The 17,626-nt window shown below is 67.6% G+C and carries 17 protein-coding genes; 6 read left to right on the top strand and 11 right to left on the bottom strand.

The features are described 5' to 3' along the window. The first annotated feature begins 325 nt into the window (after positions 1-325). Positions 326-793, top strand: coding sequence for a hypothetical protein (locus ACGFNJ_RS26445; protein WP_393453448.1), 468 nt, complete (start codon positions 326-328; stop codon positions 791-793). Between the two features lie 4 nt (positions 794-797). Here the strand turns inward: ACGFNJ_RS26445 and ACGFNJ_RS26440 are convergent, their stop codons facing one another. Next, positions 798-1,400 carry a hypothetical protein gene (locus ACGFNJ_RS26440; protein ID WP_393453445.1) on the bottom strand — a complete coding sequence of 201 codons (603 nt, stop codon included), beginning with the start codon at positions 1,398-1,400 and terminating at the stop codon, positions 798-800. A gap of 60 nt (positions 1,401-1,460) precedes the next feature. After that, complete coding sequence (locus ACGFNJ_RS26435) at positions 1,461-2,450, bottom strand: alpha/beta hydrolase (RefSeq protein ID WP_393453442.1); 990 nt, start codon at positions 2,448-2,450, stop codon at positions 1,461-1,463. A gap of 97 nt (positions 2,451-2,547) precedes the next feature. Here ACGFNJ_RS26435 and ACGFNJ_RS26430 point away from each other — a divergent pair, with 97 nt between their 5' ends. Then, the gene (locus ACGFNJ_RS26430; protein WP_393453439.1) at positions 2,548-3,396 is read left to right on the top strand and encodes an SDR family NAD(P)-dependent oxidoreductase; all 849 of its coding nucleotides are present in this window, start codon (positions 2,548-2,550) and stop codon (positions 3,394-3,396) included. Positions 3,397-3,628: 232 nt separating this feature from the next. On the opposite strand, the gene ACGFNJ_RS26425 is transcribed toward ACGFNJ_RS26430, so the two are convergent. Next, the gene (locus ACGFNJ_RS26425; RefSeq protein ID WP_393453436.1) at positions 3,629-4,462 is read right to left on the bottom strand and encodes a LysR family transcriptional regulator; all 834 of its coding nucleotides are present in this window, start codon (positions 4,460-4,462) and stop codon (positions 3,629-3,631) included. A gap of 68 nt (positions 4,463-4,530) precedes the next feature. Here ACGFNJ_RS26425 and ACGFNJ_RS26420 point away from each other — a divergent pair, with 68 nt between their 5' ends. Further along, positions 4,531-5,664, top strand: a complete 1,134-nt coding sequence (locus tag ACGFNJ_RS26420; RefSeq protein ID WP_393453433.1) for a YbfB/YjiJ family MFS transporter — start codon at positions 4,531-4,533, stop codon at positions 5,662-5,664. On the opposite strand, the gene secG is transcribed toward ACGFNJ_RS26420, so the two are convergent. The 5 genes from secG to ACGFNJ_RS26395 form a co-directional block, all read right to left on the bottom strand. Beyond that, complete coding sequence (secG, locus tag ACGFNJ_RS26415; protein ID WP_393453430.1) at positions 5,651-5,884, bottom strand: preprotein translocase subunit SecG; 234 nt, start codon at positions 5,882-5,884, stop codon at positions 5,651-5,653. The two genes, ACGFNJ_RS26420 and secG, sit on opposite strands and share 14 nt — an antisense overlap. A gap of 185 nt (positions 5,885-6,069) precedes the next feature. Then, positions 6,070-7,665: an MFS transporter gene (locus ACGFNJ_RS26410; RefSeq protein ID WP_393453427.1), complete on the bottom strand. Its 1,596-nt coding sequence runs from the start codon at positions 7,663-7,665 to the stop codon at positions 6,070-6,072. Positions 7,666-8,106: 441 nt separating this feature from the next. Further along, complete coding sequence (locus ACGFNJ_RS26405) at positions 8,107-9,015, bottom strand: DMT family transporter (RefSeq protein ID WP_393453424.1); 909 nt, start codon at positions 9,013-9,015, stop codon at positions 8,107-8,109. A 562-nt stretch (positions 9,016-9,577) separates the two neighbouring features. Continuing rightward, on the bottom strand, positions 9,578-10,126 hold the full coding sequence (locus ACGFNJ_RS26400; RefSeq protein ID WP_393453421.1) for a hypothetical protein: 549 nt from the start codon (positions 10,124-10,126) through the stop codon (positions 9,578-9,580). Positions 10,127-10,135: 9 nt separating this feature from the next. Then, positions 10,136-10,765 carry a TetR/AcrR family transcriptional regulator gene (locus tag ACGFNJ_RS26395; RefSeq protein ID WP_393453418.1) on the bottom strand — a complete coding sequence of 210 codons (630 nt, stop codon included), beginning with the start codon at positions 10,763-10,765 and terminating at the stop codon, positions 10,136-10,138. Between the two features lie 192 nt (positions 10,766-10,957). Here ACGFNJ_RS26395 and ACGFNJ_RS26390 point away from each other — a divergent pair, with 192 nt between their 5' ends. The 3 genes from ACGFNJ_RS26390 to ACGFNJ_RS26380 all read left to right on the top strand — a co-directional run bounded on the left by ACGFNJ_RS26390 (position 10,958) and on the right by ACGFNJ_RS26380 (position 14,248). Next, complete coding sequence (locus ACGFNJ_RS26390; RefSeq protein WP_393453415.1) at positions 10,958-12,379, top strand: lipase family protein; 1,422 nt, start codon at positions 10,958-10,960, stop codon at positions 12,377-12,379. A 48-nt stretch (positions 12,380-12,427) separates the two neighbouring features. After that, on the top strand, positions 12,428-13,252 hold the full coding sequence (locus tag ACGFNJ_RS26385) for an META domain-containing protein (RefSeq protein WP_393453412.1): 825 nt from the start codon (positions 12,428-12,430) through the stop codon (positions 13,250-13,252). A gap of 276 nt (positions 13,253-13,528) precedes the next feature. Then, positions 13,529-14,248, top strand: coding sequence for a hypothetical protein (locus tag ACGFNJ_RS26380; protein WP_393453409.1), 720 nt, complete (start codon positions 13,529-13,531; stop codon positions 14,246-14,248). A 246-nt stretch (positions 14,249-14,494) separates the two neighbouring features. Here ACGFNJ_RS26380 and tpiA read toward each other — a convergent pair whose 3' ends face one another. From tpiA to gap, 3 genes are read right to left on the bottom strand one after another with little or no spacing between them, the layout of a single operon-like run. Next, positions 14,495-15,280: a triose-phosphate isomerase gene (tpiA, locus tag ACGFNJ_RS26375; RefSeq protein WP_393453406.1), complete on the bottom strand. Its 786-nt coding sequence runs from the start codon at positions 15,278-15,280 to the stop codon at positions 14,495-14,497. A 14-nt stretch (positions 15,281-15,294) separates the two neighbouring features. Next, positions 15,295-16,509: a phosphoglycerate kinase gene (locus ACGFNJ_RS26370; protein WP_393453403.1), complete on the bottom strand. Its 1,215-nt coding sequence runs from the start codon at positions 16,507-16,509 to the stop codon at positions 15,295-15,297. Between the two features lie 4 nt (positions 16,510-16,513). Then, the gene (gap, locus tag ACGFNJ_RS26365) at positions 16,514-17,533 is read right to left on the bottom strand and encodes a type I glyceraldehyde-3-phosphate dehydrogenase (RefSeq protein WP_069165145.1); all 1,020 of its coding nucleotides are present in this window, start codon (positions 17,531-17,533) and stop codon (positions 16,514-16,516) included. Between the last annotated feature and the right edge of the window lie 93 nt (positions 17,534-17,626).

Genomic DNA, 17,626 nt, shown 5'->3' with positions numbered 1-17,626 from the left:
TCACGTTTCGCCGAGAAGGTGTGACGTCGTTCCCCCGACCCCTTCTGCCCGCTCGGGCTGCACCAAATGTACAGATCACAAAACGGTTTCGCATCTCGGCCGGGCGCACCAAGGCTGGGAAGGGTCACTAGGTCGCACGATAGGCGGATCGTATTGCGTTACTTTTGTTTTCAACAACTCAACGGTGATGTTGCCGGCGTCGGTTCGGATTCCGGGGAAGCCCGGCGTCCGACACCCCGGACCGGGATCCCGCGATTCGAATTCGCCACCGGAATACTGGAAATACAGTGAGGGTGACGGTATCCAGCGGCGAAGGGACACGGCGATGATGTCCATGCTCGGCGAGGTCCGACCGGAGCACGATTCCAGCGACGACCTGGTTCTCCTGCACTACCTGCGTTCGTTCCGCCAGCCGGTGCTCGCGGTGTGGTCGGCGACGACCGAACGCGCGCAGCTGGCCGAGTGGCTCGGCACGGTCGCTGACGAGGACGACGGCGCGCTGACCATCACGCCGCTCGACGGGCCCGTTGCCGGTCCCGTCGTCGTGCGCGTCGAATACTGCCTGGCCCCACACGAATTGGTAGTGCGCATCGACGGCTGCGCGCTGGAGGTGCGGATGACCCAGGTCGGTGTGGTCACCACCGTCGAGCTGATCCGCCGCCACCTCTGCCCTGCCGACGCGGGCGCAGTCGGCCCGCGCTGGCAGTACCTGCTCGACCGACTCACCGCCCACCTGGCGCAGCAACCGTTGCCGCGTTGGGCCGACTACCCCAAGCTGGCCGACGAGTACTAGGCGTTCAGAAGAAGAAGCCTGCGATCCCCCAGCCCGGCCTGGCCTGTGCCTCGCGGATCCACTCCACGCAGGATTCGATGGCCGCGAGGACCTCGTGATCGATGCCCTCTCGCTGCTTCGGGGTCGCGGATTCCCACTGCACCAACGCTTCCGCGCACTGTTCCGGCGTCCACTCGCCGTAACCGGGTAAGTCGTCCGGTGCGGGGAGCGCCGCGGGCAGCGCGTGGTATCGGAAGTCGGCGACGCTGATCGCCTTGATGCCGAGCTCGGCAAGACCCTCGTCGACCTGTTCGAGCCAGCTGCCGCGGAACGGAGAGAAATAGCGGTTGTCGAGGAATCGGCCGTAGAACTGGCAGATCGTTTGGTAGGCGTAGGCGTATTGGAAGCCGTACTCGGACTGGAACGGGCCACCGTCGATCACGGCGCGCACCGCGTCGAAGCGCGACGGGGCGCCCGCGCCGATCTCGTCGGCGAACCAGTCGTCGGCGTGCGCGAGTTGGGCCTTGAAGCGACCGCCGATCATCCGCCGGAGCTTGTCGTCCCGCGAGCCGATAGCGCTTCTGACCCTGTCCAGTTCGACGACGTAGATGCTCAGGCTGTAACTCATGATCGAACACTAGCGGCACCCACCGACACCGAACGGCACGCCGACGGAAGGCGTTTGGCGCTATGCGGGCACATCCGACGGGTTCGGCACGAGGTGGCGCAGGTGCGCGGTGAGCAACGCGTCGACCTCGGCCGCGCGCTCGAGCTGCACCAGGTGCCCGGCGCCCGCGATCTTGGTCACCTCCCGCAGCTCGGGCACGGAGTTCCGCAACGTCGTCAACGGGTCACGGCCGCTGAAGCCCTCCATGTCGGGATCGCGCTCGCCGTACATGAAGTAGGCGGGCACGGTGACGAGCGCGTCGGCGTAGTCCGCCGTCAGCTCCCAGTTGCGGTCGAGCGCGCGATACCAGTTCAGGCCGCCGGTGAACCCGGTGTGCTCGAAATCCTTTGCCAGGGTGTCGAATTCGGCCTCGGTCAGCCACCGCCACGGCAGCGGCGGCGCCTCGGGCAGCACATCCAGGTAGCCGGTGCCCTCCGCGGGGAACTGCCAGGTGTCGAGGTAGTGGTAGTCGGCGCTCAGCGAGAAGTACACCCGGGCCAGGAACTCCCTTGTGCGCGCGCCCAATTCCGCGTCGGCGACGCCGGGTTGCTGAAAGTAGTGCAGGTGCAGGAAGTGTCGCGCGGCGGCCTTGGCCCACAGCTGTGACGGGGCGCGCGGCGGGCGCGGCGCGTACGGGTTGTTCAACACGATGACGCCGCGCACCCGCTCCGGTGCGCGTAATGCCAACTCCCACACCAGCGCCGCGCCGAAGTCGAGGCCGACGAACACCGCCTGCTCGGCGCCGATGTCGTCGAGCAGGCCGAGCAGATCGCCGATCACCGCCCGGTTCGTGTACCCCTCGACCTCGTCCGGCCGATCGGTCTGGCCGTAGCCGCGCAGATCCGGCGCGACGGCGCGGTATCCGGCGGCGGCGACCGCGGCCAGCTGGTGGTGCCAGATGTACCAGGTGTGCGGGAAGCCGTGACAGAAGATCACCGGGTACCCGGCGCCCTGCTCGGCCACGTGCATGCGGACGCCGTTGGTCGTCACGAATCGATGGGTCAACTCCACTGCGTCCTCCACAACACGGGTCGTAACCAGGCCGCCTGCGGCCGAGCCTGGGCAAAATCTAGAACGTGTTCCTATTTCAAGGTAGTGTCCCGTAGTCGTGAACGGAATACCCAGCGCACTCGGCGGCCGGATCGCCGTGGTCACCGGCGCGAGCCGCGGCATCGGCAAGGGCATCGCCATGGAACTCGGCGCGGCGGGGGCGACGGTGTACGTGACCGGCCGCTCGGCCACACCAGGCCGACTGCCCGGAACGGTGCACGAGACGGCCGCCGCCATCGACGCCGCGGGCGGCACCGGCATCCCGTTCGTCTGCGACCACCGCGACGACGCCGCGGTGCGACGACTGTTCGAGCTGATCACAGCCGAGCACGGCAAGCTCGACGTGCTGGTGAACAACGTCTACAACTCCCCCGCCGCGGCCCGCTGGCTCGGCAAGCCGTTCTGGGAGGTGCCGCCGGACGCGTGGGACGAGACCTTCGACATCGGCGTCCGATCCCACTACGTGGCAAGCGTTTTCGCGGCACCGCTGCTGATCGAGGCGGGCGGGCTGATCGTCAACATCTCCTCACCCGGCGCGCAGCGCTATATGCACAACGCGGTGTACGGCGTCGCCAAGTCCGCAGTGGATCGCCTCACCGCGGACATGGCCCACAATCTGTCCGACACCTCGGTCACCGCGGTCTCCCTGTGGCCTGGCATCGTGGATACCGAACTGCTGCAACTGGTTCCGACCGACGCTAGCGGCCAACGACTGGTCACCCTGCCCGGCGAGGGCACCTTCGACCTCGCCGACGCCGAATCCCCTCGCTTCCCCGGCCGCGCCGTTGTCGCCCTGGCCACCGACCCTAACCGCCGCTCCCGCACCGGAACCGCCTGTCGAGTAGCCGACCTCGCCGACGCCTACGGCTTCACCGACGTAGACGGCCGCATCCCGCGCGCGGACTAGAAGAGCGCATCGCCGCGCCGGCCAGAAGAGCCGCATCACCGCGCGGGCCGGAAGAGCCGCATCACCGCGCCAGCCGGAAAAGCCGCATCACCGCGCAGGCCGGACGAGTCACATCGCCAGCGCCAGCCGGAAAAGCCACATCACCGCGCAGGCCGGAAGAGTCACATCGCCACCGCCGGCCGGAAAGCCGCGTCACGACGCGGGCCGGGAGGTCCCGACTATCCATGACCGCCTAGGCAACCCCGAGAAACCGTGCCACCGCAGGCGAAGTCGTCGGCTTGGCGTGCCACGCCAGGTACACGTGCGACGGCGGCGCATCAGGAATGTCCACGTACACCACGCCGGGATGCGGGGCCCGGCTGCGCGCCAATGCGGGCACGCCGCCGATACCGCGATCCGCCGCGACGAGTTCGATCCACTCGTCGAAATTCCGGCAGGTGATGATCGGCCGTTGCGGGTCTGCTGGATCCCACGACCCGGCATCGGTGGTGCCGGACACCGCGTTCACCACGAGCGGATAGCCGGCCAGGTCGGCCCAGCGCAGCCCGGCCGCCTCGACCAGCGGCGAGCTCGCGGCGACCGCGAGCACCCGGCGCTCGGTCGCGATCACCCGCGACGCCAGGTGATTCGGCAGCCGAGTCTCCCTGCGGTAGATGGCGATGTCGAGGGATCTGGCCTCGAGCGCGGCCAACGGATCGTCGACCCGGCGCAGCGTGATGCGGCCACCGAGCGCCTCGTAACGACGTCGCGTCGCCGCCAGCCAGGTGGTCGGCAGCAGCCACGCGAACCCGATCTCGATGCTGGCCCGCGACCGCAGCTGCGCGACAACACCATCCACGTCGGCGATGATCCGGCGGGCATGGGTGAGCAGCTCGGCGCCGTCGTCGGTCAGGTCGAAGCGCCGCGAGGTGCGCTCGATGAGCCTGCCCTCCACGATTCGCTCCAGCTGCTGGATGGTCCTGGTCAGCGCGGGCTGACTCAGATGCAGGCTGGCCGCGGCCTTGGTGTAGCTCCCCTCCTCACACAGCGCGACATATGCCCGCAGATGCCGCAGCTCGATATCCATGCATCAAGCGTATACATGGTGCACAGAAAGCATTTAACAGACGCCGAAACGGGCCGTACGTTCGCGGAGTGACCGCTACTCTCGCGCCCGCTCCCCGCAAGAGCCTCGCACCGGCCTTCGCGGCCGCCGCCGGGCTGGCCGCCGCGATGGGCGTCGGCCGTTTCGTTTACACGCCGCTGCTGCCCGTCATGGTGGACGCACACCAGATCAGCGCACACGACGGCGCCATGATCGCGACCGCCAACTACGCGGGCTACCTGCTCGGCGCCATCCTGCTCACCCGCTGGCCGGAATTGAACAGCCGCAACACCTTCCGCATCGCCGCGGGTCTGCTGGTGCTCAGCGAACTGTTGATGGCCGCGCCTGCCCCTGCGCTGTTCCCGGCCGCGCTGCGCCTGATCGCCGGGGTCACCAGTGCCGTCATCTTCGTCGCCTGCGCGGGCGTCGCCGCCAGGCCGGGCAGCAGCCGGGAGGCGGCGGGCATCGCTTTCGGCGGCGTCGGCTTCGGCATCGCGCTGACCGGAGTGCTGGTCCTCGCAGTGCGACCGTTCCTCGGCTGGCAGAGCATGTGGCTGGTGTCGGCCGTGCTGACCGCCGTACTGCTGCTGCCCGCGTGGCGACTCGACATCAGGCCCGGCCTGCGCGCACGGAAGGCCACCATCCGATCGACCGGTGCGTGGCGCGCGCTGCTCGTCGCCTACTTCCTCGAAGGCCTCGGCTACATCGTGATCGGCACGTTCCTGGTCGCCGCGGTCAGCGACGAACGCGGACCGGTGGTCGGCTCCGCGATCTGGGTGGTGGTCGGTGCCGCCGCCGTGCCGGCAACGGTGCTGTGGGGCGTCGCCGCACGACGCTGGTCCCCCGCCGTGGCCATGCCGATAGCGCTAGTGGCGCAATGTGTTTCGGCGGTACTGCCGGCCGTCTCCGGCGCGGTGGTGCCCGCCGTGATTTCGGCGGCGCTGTTCGGCGCGACGTTCCTCGGCATCGTCATGCTGGCTATGCGGATCGGTGGCGAGCTCTCCGACGACACCGCGGCGGCACCGCTCACCGCCGTCTACGGCGCGGGACAGATGCTCGGTCCGTTGGTGGTCGCGCCGGTGATCGGCGACAGTTATCCGGCCGCGTTCGTCATCGCCGCCCTGGTACTGGCGGCTGCGACGATCGCGGCCGGTGTAGTGACCCGCCTGATCAGGCGAACTTGATCTCCAGACCAATGCCGAGGATGGCAATCAGCCAGACGACGCCGGTGAAGATGGTGACGCGGTCGAGGTTCTTTTCCACGACGGTCGAGCCGGACAGGCTCGACTGCACACCACCACCGAAAAGGCTGGACAAACCTCCACCCTTGGCGCGGTGCAGCAGCACCAGCAGCACCAGCAGCACGCTGGTGATGATCAGGAGGATATCCAGGAACATCCGCATGCGGGACAGTGTATGCGGTCGATCGAATCCCACCGAATCAGGCACTCGGTAACCGTCGCCGGGCAACAGAACCGCGCGCTGTACGACAGACAACCCTGCCCTGTGCGACGGACAACTCAACCCCGGCGCAACCGCCGACCCAACCCCGGCGCAACCGCCGACCTCGGCCCTGCGTAACAGATAACTCAGTGCGGCGTGATCGCCACGAGATGGGTGATCCGGTCCTCACCGTTGGTGTACTCCGCCACCGCCTGCTCGCGGATCTGATCCTGCGCGGTGAGCCGAACCTGGTGTTGATGCATGTGCTCCGCCCAGGACCGAACGACGAACGCCTCGACATAGCGATCGAGCACGCCGACATCGCGGTACAACCGCCACTCCATCGCGCCGGTGCGTTGCCGCGACCGGCCGACGAACGCCATCGCACTGGTGAACTCGTCGAGATGCTCCGGCGGCACGTCGTAGGTGCGCAGCACCAGCACCGGCCCGTCGGCCGGATCCGGTTCGACGACAAGCTGCGGTTCCGGCCAGAACGCCGACGGTGTCTGGTCGAGGTTCTCGGCGTTGTGGCTGATCGGCAGCCACACCGTGCTCACCGCGCAGCACGCGAGCAGCGCCGCGGCGCACAGCAGCGCGAACACCGGTCCGGCCGCGCCCGCGATCAGTCCCCACAGCAGCGAGCCGATCGCCTGCCCGCCCATGAACACCAGCAGATACACCGAGAGCCCGCGCGCCCGCACCCATGCGGGCAGCAACAGCTGCATGGTCGAATTCATCGTCGACATGGCGAGCAGCCAGGCGAAACCGGCGAAAACCAGCAGCACCAGCACGATCGGCACGACATGCAGCACCGCGGCGGCCGCCGTCGCGACCCCGAACAGCACTGCGGCCGTGCTCAACCGCTGGGTCGGGGTCAGCAGCGTGCGCAACCGCGACAGTCCGATCGCGCCGAGCACCGCGCCGAGGCCGAGCGCGCCGAGCATCAGTCCGTAGCCGGACGAGGACAGTCCGAGTTCGTCCCGCGCGATCACCGGGAGCAGCGCCCACAGCGCGCTGGCCGGCGTGATGAACAGGATCGAGCGCAGCAGCACCCGGCGGATCGCGGGCGCCGCGCGGATGAAACGGGTCCCGGCCTGCAATGCCGCCAGCGGACGTTCGCTGGGCAACCGCCGATCCTTCGCTGGCCTGCGCCACAGCGCGAGCACCACCACGATGCCGACGAACGACACCGCGTTGAGCGTGAACACCAGCGTCGGCCCCGACAGCGAGACCAGCACGCCCGCGATCGCCGGGCCCACCGCCCGCCCCACATTGATGCTCATGCTGCCCAGCGCAGCTGCGGACGGAATCTGCTCGCGCGGAACGAGTTCTGGCTGAATCGCCTGCCAGGCAGGCCCGGTGAGCGCCTGCCCGCAGCCGAGCAGGAACAGCAGCGTCAACAGCACGGCAGGCGTGGTGTGCCCGGTCGCGGTCGACACCGCGAGCACTGCGGCGAGTATCGCCATCGACGATTGTGCACAGAGCAGCAACCACCGCCGATCGACCAGATCCGCGATCACCCCCGACGGGATCGCCAGCAGCATCACCGGCAGCGTGATCGCGGTCTGCACGAACGACACCAACGCCGCGGCATTCGGCTCATCGACCAGAATCCACTGCGCACCGACGGTCTGCATCCACGTCCCGAGCTGGGACACCAGCTGCGCGATCCACAAGGCGCGATACACCTTCGACCGCAACGGAGCCCAGGTGGAGACGGCGGCAGGGGCGGCAGTAATCACTTACCGAAGCTTAGCTTTCCCACCCAACCACCCCGCCGACCGCCCGCTCGGGCTCCCCTTGTGTCGTCCAGCCACGACTTCAAGATCATGAGGCACTGGTGCAGGTGGCCTCTCGCACGATGCCGCCACCAGTGCCTCATGATCTTGAAATGGCCGGGTGATCCCGAGCGCCCGATGCGCCACCGCGCGGCGATGGCGCGTCCGGAACCGGTGCGGCGCCGGTGGGGCCGATCGTTGGTCCGCGCGGAACCGATTCACTGGCAACAGGCGGATTCCGCGATGATGTCCCGCTCGGCGTGACGCGCTCCCGCGAGTGGGACACGGTGGAGGCGACACGCCGCGGACAGCTCCGCCGCGTCCCGCCGAATGATCGGTGGTCCGCGCGGAACCGATTCGCTGACAACAGGCTTCGCGCGGAGCGGTCAGGGTGCGTGGCGCGGGCTAGAGGGTGTCCTTCTCGCGCGATTGGGCGCTCGTCAGGATCAGGGCGAGGACGAGGAGAGCTCCGCCGAGCAAGCCTGTGGGGGTCAGTCGTTCGCCGAGGATGAGGGCGGCGAGCACTGCGCCGGTCAGGGGTTCGAGGAGGGCGAGTACGGCGGCGGTGCCTGGGCCTGCGTCAGGGAGGCCGCGAAAGTAGAGGGTGTAGGCGATCGCCGTCGGGACCAGGCCGAGCACCAGGATCAAGGCGATGCCGCCTGCGGTCATGTGGAAACTCACTCCCGTGGTTACCGCCAGTGGTGCGAGCAAAAGTCCGCCGCCGGTGAAGCCGAGGCCAGTGGTGGTCATCGCGTCGAGTCCGACTACCGGGCGGGCACTGAGCACGGTGACCGTGGCGAACGCGGCGGCCGCGGCGACGGCCAGTGCGGCGCCGCCGAGCAGTCCGGCGGCGCTTACGTCGTCGGAGGGCACGCCGACCAGCAAGGCCAGTCCGGCGAGGGCGATCCCGATGGTCGCGGCTCGGCGCCGGTCCAGTGTGCGGCGGCCGGTGACTTGTTCGAGCAGCGCGACGAGGACGGGCGACGCACCGATCGTGATCAAGGTCGCGACGCTGACCGAGGACGCGGCGACCGCACCGAAATAGCTCGCTTGAAAGGTGGCAGCAAGACCGGCGACCGCACCGATTCTGCGCCAGGCCAAGGGGTTTCGCGGCCAAGGCCGCCGAGTCGCGGTCAAGAGCGCGACGAGCAGCAGACCGCCGACCGCGAGGCGGCAGGCGGCCACCGCGACGGGTGAGAGACCGGTGGCGCGGCCGAGCAGGGTACCGAGCAAACCGCCGGTCCCCCAGAGCATTCCGGCGCCGACGAGGTAGACGAGGCCGGAACGGCCTGCGGTGGACAGAGATACAGACATGATGGGTTCGCGCTCCTGCGACAGAAGGGTTGGGGTCGCGGAAGCGAGGTGCACGGGTTATCCCGAAACACGGAATTCCGAAGGACTGTGGACCGCACCGACATCGGCTAGCACCGCCGCTGGAACAGCGGAGCCGCGAAACGCACTGGCACCGAACCGCACTGGCATCAGCTCGCCGACGATGCGAAGCGCACCGAGCCGGATCACCGAACCTCGGCGATTCCGGAGCGCCGGACATACCGACAGCGGATGACGAACGCACCGATGCCGCCGAAGTCGCGAAACGCACTGCGCCGGATCGTCGAAAGTCACCGATACCGATCTCTGGAACCCACCGCTGGTGGACACCGGAGTTGCATCAAGCACCGATACCGATCAATAGAACGCGCCGATACCGGAACACCGGAGTTACGAAACGCACTGGCACTGATCGCCGAAGCACGCGGAAACGCCGGAATGCCGAACCAGCGCACTCACCGATAAGGTGGCGCGCGGAGTCCTACACCTCGCTCAGGAGGCGGGCGGCGGGGTTATCGGAAAGCATCGGTGCACGCGGTCGATACTAATGCCCGCCGCCGAGGTCTGCCGCGCGGGCCCGCGCTCGCAGTATCGGATCTGCCTCGATGCGCGCCGCAATGTCTGCATCGGGCGGGTACGGCCTGGCGCGCAGGATCCAATCCTGGCGCAGCTCAGGCACTGTCACCTGCGGTTGGTCCCACTTGTCGACCGTTCGACAAGTCCAGTCCATCTCCGACGGACCATCGGAACCCAGGTGGTAGGCGAGGTAGTCGTTCCAGAGCGAGTACGACGTGGTGAGCGTGCGATCGGCGGGCACGTCCAGGATCAGCAACCACCGCCCGTGTGCCCATTCGTGGAGGCTGAGTAGCGCATTCGCCTTACGCCGGACAACTGATCTGCGAAGACCGCGGCCCGGCCAGCACCACACCGGCGGTGTCGAACCGCAGTCGATGCCGCGCCGCGTCATCTCGGCCACCAATGCCTCGAAGGGCGGACGTAGGCTCGGTGACACACGATCCCAGGTCGCCCGGTAGACACCCGTCGACCGCACCGTGGCAACCACTTCCGGCGCCTGCACTGTCCATACCCGCACGGGCGCGGCCTACTTGTCGACCGCGTCGGCGTAGGTCTGCAGCATGTCCTCGATGAGCGCGAGCACCGCGTCGTCCAGTTCGGGACGCTGGTAGACCCCGCGCACCACGGCCTGTCCCGAAAACAGATGCAGCACAAGGAAGAACAGCGGCTCGCGCAGGCGCTGCGGGTACCGATTCAGGATGCCGGTGGCTTCGACGGCGGCGACGATCTCGTCGTAGTAGGTTTCGACCGTCGGCGCGATCCGCTCCCGCAGGTCGGCGTCGGAGCGGGCCGCCAGGTAGATCTCGCGCAGCGCGTGGGTGATGTTGTCCGACTGCGCGGCACGCAGGAATCGCAGGGCGGTGTCGAGCGAATTCGCTTGCTCGCCAAGCTGTTCCATCACCGCAGTGAAGGCGATGCGCTGCCGTGCGACGATTTCTTCCGCGGTCCGCACGATCAGGTCGAGCCTGCTGTCGAACTGCCGGAACATCGCGCCGACGGACAGTCCTGCTCGCCCGCAGATCTCCTGCACGGTGGTGCGCTGGTAACCGACTTCGCCGATCGCGGCGATGGTCGCGTCGACCAGCTTGGTCACGGTGGCTTCGCGGCGCTCCTGTTGGGTGCGGCGCGGCCGTGCCGGTTCTGCGCTCCTGGTCATGACGAACCATCCTGCCCCGTGCCTTCGGTGCCGCCGGTCATCGGGTCGGCGTGACCGTCGCCACAGCACTCGGGGCGGCGTGACCGTTGACACAGCAAGAGGCGGGCTCCTACATTCATTCCGCTGTTAAGAAGCAAATGCTCTCTTTCTTTTCGTGAGCCGCGCCGCTGCGGAGATGTCGAGGAGTTCCACATGACGATGGGCACCACCGGGAGCACCAGAAAACTGGTCGCGCAAGCATGCCTTGCCCTGACCGCGGGATTGACCGTGGCACTGTGCCCGGCGCTGGTCGCCGCGGCACATGCGGATCCGGTGCCGGTCGCGCCGCCCCTCCCCTTCCCGCTGCCGCCTGCCCCGCCCTATCTCGATCCCGGGTTCTACAACCCCGACCCGGCCCGAGTCGCCGCGGCCCAGCCGGGCGAGATCCTGGCGGCCCGCCAGGTCAACCTCGCCAACTTCTTCGTGATCCCGCTGAATGTGCGGGCATGGCAAGTGTCCTTCCGCAGCACCAACACTCGCGGCGAGGCCATCCCCGCGATCGCCACCGTGATCGTCCCGCATCGGCCGTCGCCGACCCCCGAGCGGAATCTGGTCGCCTTCCAATTCGCCGAGGACTCGCTGTCGGTGAACTGCGCGCCGTCCTATGTGCTGCAGATGGGTTCGCTGCCCAACCCGACCAACCCGGTGATCTCGGCCGAGTTCATCGAGGTCCAGGCCATGCTGCAGCTCGGCCACGCGGTGGTCGTGCCCGACCATCAGGGCCCGAACGCGGCGTACGCGGCCGGACCGCTCGGCGCCAGGATCACCTTGGACGCCATCCGGGCCGCCGAGAACTTCGAGCAGGCCGGCCTCAACGGCTCCGCCACCCGGACCGCGCTGTGGGGCTACTCCGGCGGCGCCATTCCGACCGCGCACGCCGCCGAACTGCAGCACACCTACGCGCCGGAACTGAACATCGTCGGCTCCGCGGTCGGCGGCCTGCTGGCCGACTTGCGCATGTCGCTCGAATACAACAACGGCACGTCGACCTTCGGCGGCGCGGTGCTCGGCGGATTGTTCGGTGTCGCAAGGGAATACCCGATACTCAACACCTTCATCGACCAGTACATGAACCCGCTCGGCAAGGCGGTCCGGGTGGTTCACGAAGGTCAGTGCGTCGCACTGCAATTCGCCGGATTCCCGTTCGTGAACATCAAGGGACTGTTCAACTACCCCGGCGGCGACCCGATGACCGCGCCCGAATTGCAACCGCTACTGGACGATATGACCCTTGGTCGGCGCGGCACGCCGAAGTTCCCGGTGTACATCTACGAGGCGCCGCTGGACGAGGCGATGCCGATCAACGCGGTCAACAACCTGTACGACGCCTACTGCAAGGACCCGAACGCCAGCGTCTACTACACCCGCGAGCTGATCAGCGAGCACGGCATCGCCGCCGTCTCGGGCGCGGGCTCGGCCGCGCTCTGGCTCAACGACCGGCTCAACGGCGTGCCTGCCAAGCCAGGTTGCACCAACCGGGATGTGCCGTTGCAGATCCTCGATCCCGGTGCGGCCGCCGCGTTCGCCAACGCGGTCGGGCAGACGCTGGCCTCGCTGCTCGGCATGCCGGTCTGACCTGCCGGAGACCGGACCGGATCGCTCAGCGTCGGTAGCATCGGCCCCATGTCGGTCAAACTGGTGTGGTTCGGTCCGGTCGTTCTCCTCGCACTTCTCGGCGTCGCCGCCTGCTCGGACGGGGACTCGGGCTCGAAATCGACCACCACCTCGACTACCGTCTCCGGCATGCCGATACCCGGTGGTGGACCGGTCCCGATGGGCCGCACCTTCATTTCGACCAAGGTCGACGGCACGCCGATCCCCGGCGGCGGTCCGCTGACGATCACCTTCAAGGACGGCCGCATCGGCGCGGACGCCGGCTGCAATTCCCACGGCGGCGCAGTCACTTTCGACAACAACAAGCTCACCGTGTCCGGCTTGTCGAGCACCCTCATGGCCTGCGGCGACGACCGGCAGGGCGCCGACGGGTGGCTCAGCGGCCTGCTGGATGCCAAGCCGACCTGGCAGGTCGACGGCGACATGCTGACCCTGCAGGGCAACAACGTGACGGTGACACTGCAGGACAAGAAGGTCGCCCAACCCGACAAGCCGATCAAAGGCACCACCTGGATCGTCACCGGCCTCATCACCCCGGACGCCCAAATCCGTTCGCAGGCCATCGATGACGCGAAACCCACCCTCACCATCGCCGAGGACGGCGCGGTCTCCGGCAGTGCAGGCTGCAACCGGATGATCGGCACCGCCACCGGCGCGGGCGCCGACCTCACCTTCCAGATCGGCACCACCAAGATGCTCTGCGCCCCCGAGGTGATGGAAGTCGAGCAGGCGGTCCTGAAAGCCTTGGACGGCAAGGCAACCGCCACCGTCGACGCCAACGTCCTCACCCTGCGCAACGCCAACGGAAGCGGCCTCACTCTGCGCGCGGAGTAAAACCCTTGGCGCGATGAGTCTTTCGACGACAAGAGCGACTCCTTACGGGAAGCCCCTACGACGGTGGGCCGCTCGCCGACAGGAATAATCGCGCACCTGCCACGCCCGACTACCTGCACCTGATCGTGACTGCCGACGACACCGCGGGCGGCCTGGCCTTACCTACTGAACACGCGGACTTGGTAGTAGACACCGCGACGCGCGGTGGCGGCGACGTTCCGGCGATACGCTGAGAACACGAAATCGACAGCCCCATCCAGGCAAGGAGGGTTGGGCATGTCAACCTATCCCGACCCGCACGATCCTCGCGTGCAGGAAGATATTCAGGAAGCCGTGCAGCGAGCGCGTGATTCGGCATTCGGCTCCTATATGTCCGAGCAGGACATATACAACGCCGCGTCCGCATATCTCGGTGCCGAGCAGGCGAGCGCTCCCGGCATCGATATCGCGATCCAGCATGAGGTCCGCCGTCAGTCAGACACCGGCTGGACCGTCGAGGACCACCGGAGTTCGCAGACGAGGTCGCAGGATGTCCCGGAACCGGCGCATCCCGGCCACGGCGGCGCAACGATCCCCGCCGCGCCGGCCACCGACCCCGTTTTCGGGCTGACGGTCGATCACTGGTGTACCGACGCCGAGATCGCCGCGATGCAGAATTACGCCCGCTTCGACGGAACCCTGATGCGGGACCGCTACGACCCGACCTGCCCGGCGGAGTTCTACCGCGGTTACTTGACCGCGCTGGTCGGTCTCCTGCAATCGATCGGGACGACCGATTCACTCGACCATTACCGGTCGGTGGTCACCCATATCGACGAGGTCTTGCGGTCATGGACCGGCCACCAGGACCAGCGCACCGGCGGAGCCTTCGCGATGACCAACGCCTGGCAGTACTCCACCTCCGGAGCATCGATGCCCCAGATAGTCACCTTCCTGCACGGTGAGATCGCCTGTCTGGCAGAGTGCTTCCGCACCGCCAGCTGGCGCGGACTCTGAGGCGAGCGCACATCCTGTCCCGAGCCGGAACGCCGACCGGGCCGCATGGCTCGACTCCGGCGCAGGCACTGAGGCCGAAGACGAGCAAAGGCGCCGCACTGAGTCCGACTCGAACACGATGCCTACCAACGACATTCGCCGAACTCTCGGCGCACCCGGCGCCGAGTGGGCGGAGACCGATTCAGGCACACGACGAAAAGAGCCGGACACCACTAGTGCGATGCCCGGCTCCTTCAGTGAAAACTGTTACGGCAGTGGGCCGCCCGCGGCGATCGCGGACAGGGTGGCGAACTCGTCACCCTTCAGCGAGGCGCCGCCGACCAGCGCACCGTCGATGTCCGGCTGTGCGACGAGCTCACCGACGTTCTTGGCGTTGACCGAACCGCCGTAGAGCACGCGGACACCCGCGGCGACCTCCGCCGAGGCCAGCTCGGCCAGCTCTTTGCGGATGGCGCCGCAAACTTCCTGCGCGTCCGCGGGCGTGGCGACCTTGCCGGTGCCGATCGCCCAGACCGGCTCGTAGGCGATGACGACCTTCGAGATCTCCTCCGCCGTCAGGCCTTTCAGCGATCCGCGCAACTGCTCGACGTTGTACTCGACGTGAGTCTTCGCCTCGCGGACGTTGAGACCTTCGCCGATGCACACGATCGGCGTGATCCCGTGCTTGAGCGCCTGCTTGGCCTTGCCGAGCACGGTGGCGTCGTCCTCGTGGTGGTACTGGCGCCGCTCCGAATGCCCGACCGTCACGAAGCTGACGCCGAGCTTGGCCAGCATGGCGCCGCTGATCTCGCCCGTGTAGGCACCCGAGTCGTACATCGAAACATCCTGCGCCCCATAGGTGAGGAGCAGCTTGTCGCCTTCCACCAGCGTCTGCACACTGCGCAGATCGGTGAACGGCGGCAGCACCGACACGTCGACCCTGGCGAAGTACTTCTCCGGCAACGCGAACGCGATCTTCTGCACCAGGGCGATGGCCTCGAGATGGTTGAGGTTCATCTTCCAGTTGCCCGCGATGAGCGGCTTCCTAGTCACAGCCGTAGCACTCCTCAATCTTCCAGCACTGCGATGCCCGGAAGTTCCTTGCCCTCCAGGTATTCCAGCGACGCGCCGCCGCCGGTGGAGATATGCGAGAAACCGTCCTCGGGCAACCCGAGCGCACGCACGGCCGCGGCCGAGTCGCCGCCGCCGACGACGGTGAACGCGCCCTTACCGGTCGCGGTGCCGATGGCCTCGGCCACCGCACGCGTGCCTGCGGCGAAGTTCTCGAACTCGAACACGCCCATCGGGCCGTTCCAGAACACGGTCTTCGCCTCGGTGAGCAGCGCCGCGAAGCGGGCGGCCGACTCGGGGCCGATGTCAAGACCCATCCAGCTGTCCGGGATCTCGTGCGCGGGCACCACCTTCGAGTCCGCGTCGGCGGCGAAGGCGCTGGCCACCACGATGTCGCGCGGCAGGTGGATGACGTCGGCGAACCGGTCGAGCAGGTCCTTGCAGGTGTCGATCATCTCTTCCTGCAGCAGCGAGGTGCCCACCGAAAGGCCCTGTGCGGCAAGGAAGGTGAAGCACATGCCGCCACCGATGACCAGCGTGTCGACCTTCGGCGCGAGCGCCTCGATGACCGCGAGCTTGTCGGAGACCTTGGAGCCGCCGAGCACGACCGCGTACGGCCGCTCGGGATCCTGCGTCAACGTCGCGAGCACCTCGACCTCGGCGGCGACCAGCGTGCCCGCGTAGTGCGGCAACAACTTCGCCACGTCGTACACCGACGCCTGCTTGCGGTGCACCACACCGAAACCGTCGGAGACGAACGCGCCGTCGTCGCCGACCAGCTCGACCAGCGCGGCCGCGAGCTTGGCTCGGTCCGCGTCGTCCTTGCTGGTCTCGCGCGCGTCGAAGCGGATGTTCTCCAACAGGAGCACATCGCCGTCGGTCAGCCCCTCGGAGCGCGCGAGCGCGTCCTGGCCGACCACATCACCGGCGAGCTGCACGTTGCGGCCGAGTTCCTCGGCCAGCTTCGCGGCGACCGGCGCCAGCGAAAGCTTGGGGTCCGGTTCGCCTTTCGGGCGACCGAGGTGTGCCGTGACGACCACCTTCGCGCCGGCCTCGACCAGCGCTTTGATGGTGGGCACCGACGCGATGATCCGACCCGGATCGGTGATCTGGCCGCTGTCGTCGAGGGGGACGTTCAGGTCGGAGCGCACGAGCACGCCCCGACCTTCGACACCCTCGGTCAGCAGATCTTGGAGTGTCTTGACTGCCATGGCCTCAGAGCGACTTGCCGACGAGGCCGATGAGGTCGGCGAGACGGTTCGAGTAGCCCCACTCGTTGTCGTACCAGGACACGACCTTCACCTGGTTGTCGATGACCTTGGTCAGCGGCGCGTCGTAGATCGACGAGTGCGGGTCGGTGACGATGTCGCTCGACACGATCGGGTCGACGTTGTACTTGAGGATGCCCTTCAGCGGGCCCTCGGCGGCAGCCTTGTACGCGGCGTTGATCTCATCGATCGAGGCCGAGGTGCGCAGGGTCGCGGTGAGGTCGGTGACCGAGCCCGTCGGGACCGGAACACGCAGCGCGTAGCCGTCCAGCTTGCCCTGCAGTTCGGGGAGCACGAGGCCGATCGCCTTCGCGGCGCCGGTGCCGGTCGGCACGATGTTCAGCGCGGCGGCGCGGGCGCGACGCAGGTCGGGGTGCGGCGCGTCCTGCAGGTTCTGGTCCTGCGTGTAGGCGTGAATGGTGGTCATCAGACCACGCTCGATGCCGAAGCTGTCGTTCAGCACCTTCGCCAGCGGGCCGAGGCAGTTGGTGGTGCACGAGGCGTTGGAGATGATGTTCTGGCTGCCGTCGTACTTGTCGTCGTTGACGCCCATGACGACGGTCAGGTCCTCGCCCTTGGCGGGCGCGGAGATGATGACCTTCTTGGCGCCGGCCGCGAGGTGGCCCTTCGCCTTGGTCGCGTCGGTGAAGATGCCGGTGGACTCGACGACCACGTCGACACCGAGGTCACCCCACGGCAGGGCCGCCGGGCCCTCCTTGATGGCCAGTGCCTTGATGCGCTGGTCGCCGACCACGATGGTGTCGTCGCCGTCCAGCGAGACATCCTGCGGCAGGCGGCCCAGGATCGAGTCGTACTTCAGCAGGGTCGCGAGAGTCGCGTTGTCGGTGAGGTCGTTGACCGCGACGATCTCGATGTCGGTGGTGCCCTGCGCCTTCAGCGCCTCCACCGCCCGGAAGAAGTTACGTCCGATACGACCGAAGCCGTTGATACCAACCCGGACAGTCACGTTATCGCTCCTCAGCTTTCAAGCGGATCATTCCGATGTCTTGTAACAGTAGTGCCCGACCGTAACCGCACCGACATGCACCTGTCCGTTGTG

Origin of the sequence: Nocardia sp. NPDC049149 (genome assembly GCF_043197455.1) — a bacterium.
GTDB lineage: Bacteria > Actinomycetota > Actinomycetes > Mycobacteriales > Mycobacteriaceae > Nocardia.
The sequence above is the reverse complement of the archived record's forward strand: the minus strand, read 5'-3'. Positions and strand labels throughout refer to the sequence as shown.